Source organism: Pseudoalteromonas sp. APC 3694, from assembly GCF_030407565.1.
GTDB lineage: Bacteria > Pseudomonadota > Gammaproteobacteria > Enterobacterales > Alteromonadaceae > Pseudoalteromonas > Pseudoalteromonas tetraodonis.
On sequence record NZ_JASDDE010000048.1, the window covers coordinates 22,218 to 28,822 of the forward strand.

Here is a 6,605-nt window from a genome sequence, read left to right on the forward strand (position 1 = left end):
TCCCTAAGGCCATGTATTTGTGCCCTAGAGATAAATCGAAGGGCGCTCTTTATACAGCTTTTACAGGCAAAGATCAAATACTGATCTTATCCAACCAGCTCATGTGTAAATTTGATAGCGGCTAATTATAAAGATCGAATGCCCTTAGGGAAAGTAAAAACTGCATTTAAATTAAACTAATTTGCCAAAACGCACTAAACCGCTCATTTTTAGCACATATCTGAAGCGATAAACTCAAATCAGTCCCCGTTCGGCAAACGAAACACTGCTTTCACCACCAATAATAATATGATCCAACACATTTATGTCGACTAATTGCAGTGCTTGGCACAACTTATTGGTAATGAGCTTATCGGCCTGACTCGGTTCTGCAATACCACTGGGGTGATTATGTGAAAAAATAACCGCCGCCGCATTATTTTTCAGTGCCGCCTTTACCACTTCACGCGGATATACACTGGCCGCATTAATTGTGCCGTAAAATAATATTTCATCTTTTAATAAACGATTTTGACTATCAAGATACAACACCATAAATACCTCTTGCTGTAATCCACGCATTTGCAGCGTTAAATAGTCATAAACGGCTTGTGGGGAGTTAAAAACGGCGTCGCGCACAAAGCCCTCTTGCATGTAACGCTGGCTTAGTTCAAGTACTGCTTGTAGCTGAACATATTTAGCCATTCCCAAGCCTTTTTGCGCACAAAATTCATCCATACTGGCATTAAACAAATTATGCAGGGTTTTATTTTCGTTGATCAGATGCTGCGCCAACTCTATGGCATTCATGCCGGGTAGGCCCGTGCGCAAAAATATAGCTAATAGTTCAGCATCAGAGAGTGCCTTTGCGCCCTTTTCTAGCAGTTTTTCTCGCGGGCGGAGCGAATTAGGCAGTGACGTTAATTGCATGATTCATCCTTGAAAGATTACTGTATTGTATAATTGTAATGCAAAATCAAAAATTAGCGCGATAAAACGCATTTTATCTTAGCTGTCACGCTCAAGATTTGTTATTTTAGCCACCATATTTTATAAAATTGATGAACAACCATGATTAATTTAACAAATAAAAAAATAGTGCTGGGTATTAGCGGTGGAATTGCAGCGTATAAATGTGCTGAACTCGTAAGACGCTTAAAAGACCATGGTTGTGACGTTAAAGTAGTAATGACTGAATCAGCAAAACATTTTATCACCCCGCTAACCATGCAAGCAGTAAGTGGTGAAATGGTGTCTGACTCATTACTAGACCCTTCAGCCGAAGCCGCTATGGGGCACATTGAATTTGCAAAATGGGCTGATTTAATTTTAGTTGCCCCTGCCACCAGCAATATTATTGCAAAAATGGCGGTAGGGATTGCTGATGACTTGCTCACGACTTTATTACTTGCGACCCCTGCAAAAGTTGCCATAGCACCAGCTATGAATCAGCAAATGTATGCTCACCCTGCAACGCAAGCTAATTTAGCCACGTTAAAAGCACGCAACGTTGCTATATGGGGGCCAGGCAAAGGCGAGCAAGCCTGTGGCGATGTCGGTGCTGGGCGAATGCTTGAACCACATGAATTAGTTAGCTTATGCACTGAGCCTGCTCAACCTGCGCTATTGGCAGGTAAAACAATCACAATTACCGCGGGCCCAACCCGTGAACCTCTCGATCCTGTTCGTTTTATATCAAATCATAGCTCTGGAAAAATGGGCTATGCACTGGCGCAAGCTGCGTTATCATTTGGCGCACACGTGAACTTAATTTCAGGCCCAGTAACTATTACAGCACCGCAAGGCGTTAATTTAATTAATATAGAAAGTGCTGAACATTTACTGCATGAGTCACTCAAATATGCGCCTCACTCAGATGCCTTTATTGGTTGTGCCGCTGTGGCCGATTATCGTGCAGCAAGTATCGCCACGCAAAAAATGAAAAAACAAGGCGATGAACTCACTCTTAGCTTAGTTAAAAACCCAGATGTAATAGCCGCGGTTGCAAACCTCACACAAAACCGCCCTTACACCGTCGGCTTCGCCGCAGAAACGCAGAACGTTGCTAATTACGCAAAGGGGAAACTAACCAATAAAAACCTCGATATGATTTGTGCCAACGATGTATCGCACAATGATGTAGGCTTTAATTCTGAGCGCAACGCACTCACCCTGTATTGGCAAAATGAACAACTCGACTTACCTGAAACCAGTAAAATAGAGATAGCGGTTAAAGTGATCGAGCAGCTCGCCAAACGATTATAAAAAGGCTGGAAACAAACTGAATAAAACATTAACATGATGACGCCTTGTGACCTTTTAGTGTAATTTTACTGCGCTAAAATAGCTTAACGCTTGCGCATTACTAATGTATCGCTGTAATACGTGCAAAAACACCCCGTTGAGTATTGCACGCTGTAACACTTGGCACAAAGCTGTGTTATCGCACATTTATGTTGAAAAAATAACTATTAAAAAGGAATGTTCATGCCTGCGACAAAAAAAAGTAATCGCAAAGAGCAAATACTGCAAGCACTCGCACAAATGTTAGAAACCAGCCCAGGTCAGCGTATTACAACAGCCAAACTTGCCGCAGAAGTTGGCGTATCTGAAGCCGCTCTTTACCGCCACTTTCCTAGTAAAGCGCGCATGTTTGAAGGGTTAATTGAATTTATTGAAGACACGCTGCTATCACGTATTAATCTTATTTTAGATAACGAGAAAGAAAGCAAAGCGCGTGTATACAACACCCTATTACTGCTGCTAACGTTTGCTGAAAAAAACCCAGGCATAACCCGTATATTAACAGGCGATGCTCTACAGGGTGAACAAGAGCGACTTCGTGAGCGTGTACAAGGCTTGTTTGAAAAGCTAGAAACTCAATTCAAACAGATTCTTAGAGAGCGTAAATTACGTGAAGGTAAAAACTTTCAAAGTGATGAACTGACGCTAGCTAACTTTTTGCTTGCCTACGTTGAGGGTAAAATGAACCAATTTGTGCGCAGTAATTTTAGTGCACGACCTAGCGAGCAATTTGAAAAACAATGGCCAGAATTACAAAAAATTTGGTTATAAGGTTTTAGGTTTTAGGTTTTAGGTTTTAGGTAATCTTGCCAGCAAGGTTATTAAATTATTCTCCTATCATCAATTCCACATAAACTCTGTGTTCTTTTTATAAATTATATTAAAAATTAATTTGAACACAGAGCAAAAAGTAAAAAATTGAAAACCACAATTAAACTTTTACTTCCCTAACTTTTTACCGATGCCAAACGCCTCGCATCCCGTGGACCGAAAATCTAACCTTTTACCTTTTACCTTTTACTTTTTACCTTTTACCTTTTACCTTTTACCATTCATTTTTAACCTCTCATCTCTGCCCTGCTACCACTTGTCGTATCTACTCGAATTGTTATTAAAACTCGTTACAATAAAATAATGTTAAAAAACGAGAATCTATAATGAAAACACAACTCACTCTTATAGGCTGTGCACTTATTACCAGCTTAACGAGCGCCAGTGCTTTAGCTAATAAGCCCCTAGAATTTAAAGATGTATTTGATTTTAAATCTGCAAAAGGCACGCAGCTCTCTGAAAATGGTCAAATCCTTTCTTTAAGTGCAACCCCTTATCGCGGGAATGCTACAGGGAAAGTCTACTCACTCAATAGCAATAAGCTTATTGCTGAGGTGGAACGAGGAACCCGTCCTACCATTAGCAAAATGGCAAACTGGGTCGCATTTACGCAGGTGCCTACTCTGCTTGAAAAAGAAACCACTAAGAAAAAAAGTGACTTAAAAAATAACTTAGTATTAGTCAACACCCAAACTGGTGAGCAGCAAAGCTTTAATAATGTAAAAGATTACGTGCTAGCTAATAACGGCCAGTGGCTGGCCTATCGCAAAAATGAAAACGCTGAAGAAGACGATAAAAAGCTCGACAACGATAGCGCTATCACTACCGACAAAAAAGATAAAAGCTATCCGCTGGTTATCATCAACTTAAGTGATAAGCGCACTCATACTCTTGAAAGTGCCTTTACCTATGGCATTAGTGCCACCAGCGATCAGCTATTGGTGAGTCAAAGCTATGTAGATGGCGGCAATAATCAAATTACCTTATTTTCACTCGATAATTTTACCAGCACCGTATTAATTGATGAGCCTGGTGTGGTTGCTAGCAAAATAGCGTGGCACCCAATCGAAAAAACCGTTGCGTTTACCTTAGGCAACTATGTAAACGATGATAAGCGTCGTCGTCAGTACGAATTAACGCTGTGGCAAAACGACACGCTAACCACTGTGCAATCACCTAACCCAGAATGGTTAATGGGCAAAACCGCGTCATTAACTTGGGCCGAAGATGGTACACGTTTATACTTTGAAAACCGCCCAAAACTCGCTGCAAAAGTTAAACAAAAAGAATACACAGATGAGTCATCACTGTATGACTTTGAGGTAATTCGCGACCATAAAGGGCTAAATGTATGGCACAACAATGATGCACAAATAAAACCGCGCGAAGAACAGCAATGGAATGAAAATAATAAAAATCGTCATTACACTGCGGTATACCATGTAAACTCACAGCAAGTCGTTCAGTTAAGCACCCCAAATATGCCTGAGCTGGCGCTTAATACTGAGCGTGCCACGTCATTGTTAGGCTACTCAAATTTAGCGCATCTTGAAAAAGTAATGTACGGCGGTTTTTTTGCTGACTACTTTGCTGTTGATATAAACACGGGTAAACAAACTCCTATCATTAACGACTATCCATTTAGGCCGAGCCTTGCGCCTAATGGGCAGTTTGCTGCTTACTTTGATAATAACCAAGTACAGCTTAAAAACTTAGGTAATAACAAAGTGAGCGTACTCAGCAAGGCGATTAACGCCACGTTTGCAGATGACAAACACGACTATCCATCCAAGCAGCCTGGTTATGGTTTTGCAGGCTGGCTTAACGATAGCAGCGAAATACTGGTTTATAGTAAATATGATATTTGGTCGTTTAATGTAAATACCAAGCAAGCCAAACGCTTAACTAATGGTAAACAAAGTAATACTCAGTACAGAGTAATCAAGCTTGATAAAAACCAAGTGGGCTTTAACAGCAATGATACTCTTTTGCTCTCTGCAATTAACTTACAAAGTAAGCAAAGTGAGGTGGCTAAACTTAATTTAACAACGCTTAACGTTACTAAAGTACTCACAGGTAATAAGCGTTTTGATGTAATTAAAAAAGCCAAAAATGCCGATAAATACTTATTTACTGAGCAAACCTATCAGCAATTTCCAGACATTTATCAAACAGACTCTAACTTTAAACAACCACAACGCGTAACTAACCTTAACCCTCAGATAAGCAACTTTGCTTGGGGACAAGCACCTGAACTTATTAGCTATAAAGGCTTTGATGGAGAAGATTTACAAGGGGTATTAATCAAACCTGCTGGCTATAAAAAAGGCGATAAAGTACCGGTTGTGGTGTACTTTTACCGCTATATGAGCCAGCGCATGTATGACTTTCCAAAAATGGAATTAAATCATCGCCCTAACTTTCCGATGTTTACATCAAATGGCTACGCCATCTTTTTACCTGATATTCGCTTTGAAATAGGACACCCTGGTAAATCCTCAACGCAAACCATGATCAACGCCACCCAAAAGCTGATTGATTTAGGCATTGCCGACCCAGATAAAATAGGTTTACAAGGCCACTCTTGGGCGGGTTATCAAAGTGCATTTATGATCACCCAAACTGATATGTTTAAAGCAGTGGTATCGGGCGCGCCAGTGTCTAACATGACCAGTGCTTACAGTGGCATTCGCTTAAAATCTGGACTTGCACGCCAATTTCAATACGAAACAGGGCAAAGCCGTATTGGTAAAAATTTATTTGAAGCACCTGAGCTTTATATTGAAAACTCACCGGTATTTTTTGCCGATAAAGTAAACACGCCTATCTTAATTATGTTTGGCGACAAAGATGATGCGGTGCCATGGCATGAAGGCGTGCAATATTACTTAGCGCTTCGCCGCGCAGGTAAAGATGCAACCTTTTTACAATACGAAGGTGAACCACACCACTTGAAAAAGTTTCCTAATCAGGTCGATTTTTCAGTGCGTATGATGCAGTACTTTGATCATTATCTTAAAGGCAAACCGGCCTCTAAGTGGATGAAAGAAGGTGAAGCGTTTATCGAAGAGTAACTAATAAACCGGCGCTATTTGGCGTCGGTTTAACATTTAAAACCAGCAATTAAAGACTATGTAAAATTTTAAATAAATACTAAATCACTATTAAAACTGACTTTTATATTCAGTTCGCGTATTCTAATCTCCTGATTTAAATAACCTCTATAACGAAATGAGCAACGCCACTCCCCCATTTTCAATCTCAGCCAGCATGACTCACAGTATGGTAAATATTAGTGAAGTTTTAGGTAAAATCAGTGCCTTATATTCGCCAGCAATGCTTGAGCACTATAAGCAACAAAAAAACCGCCTCCCTGCAAATCAATAACCTTGATGTTCAATTAATATCATCTGGCCTATCAACCCCAGATAGCTTATTAACCTGAACTCTGGTTAAGAGATTTACTAACGTATTGAATCAAAAATGATATT

General features: G+C 40.2%; 4 protein-coding genes. 3 read left to right on the plus strand and 1 reads right to left on the minus strand.

Annotated features, from left to right (window positions below; all coding sequences use genetic code 11):
• Positions 1-234 precede the first annotated feature (234 nt).
• Complete coding sequence (radC, locus tag QMA00_RS14550) at positions 235-909, minus strand: DNA repair protein RadC (protein ID WP_013465906.1); 675 nt, start codon at positions 907-909, stop codon at positions 235-237.
• A 141-nt stretch (positions 910-1,050) separates the two neighbouring features.
• Here radC and coaBC point away from each other — a divergent pair, with 141 nt between their 5' ends.
• The 3 genes from coaBC (at position 1,051) to QMA00_RS14565 (ending at position 6,188) form a co-directional block, all read left to right on the plus strand.
• Positions 1,051-2,244, plus strand: a complete 1,194-nt coding sequence (gene coaBC, locus QMA00_RS14555) for a bifunctional phosphopantothenoylcysteine decarboxylase/phosphopantothenate--cysteine ligase CoaBC (RefSeq protein ID WP_076921925.1) — start codon at positions 1,051-1,053, stop codon at positions 2,242-2,244.
• A 222-nt stretch (positions 2,245-2,466) separates the two neighbouring features.
• Positions 2,467-3,054 (plus strand): nucleoid occlusion factor SlmA, encoded by a 588-nt coding sequence (slmA, locus tag QMA00_RS14560; RefSeq protein WP_008113236.1) that lies wholly within the window; start codon positions 2,467-2,469, stop codon positions 3,052-3,054.
• Positions 3,055-3,440: 386 nt separating this feature from the next.
• On the plus strand, positions 3,441-6,188 hold the full coding sequence (locus tag QMA00_RS14565) for a prolyl oligopeptidase family serine peptidase (protein ID WP_076921924.1): 2,748 nt from the start codon (positions 3,441-3,443) through the stop codon (positions 6,186-6,188).
• Positions 6,189-6,605: the final 417 nt, after the last annotated feature.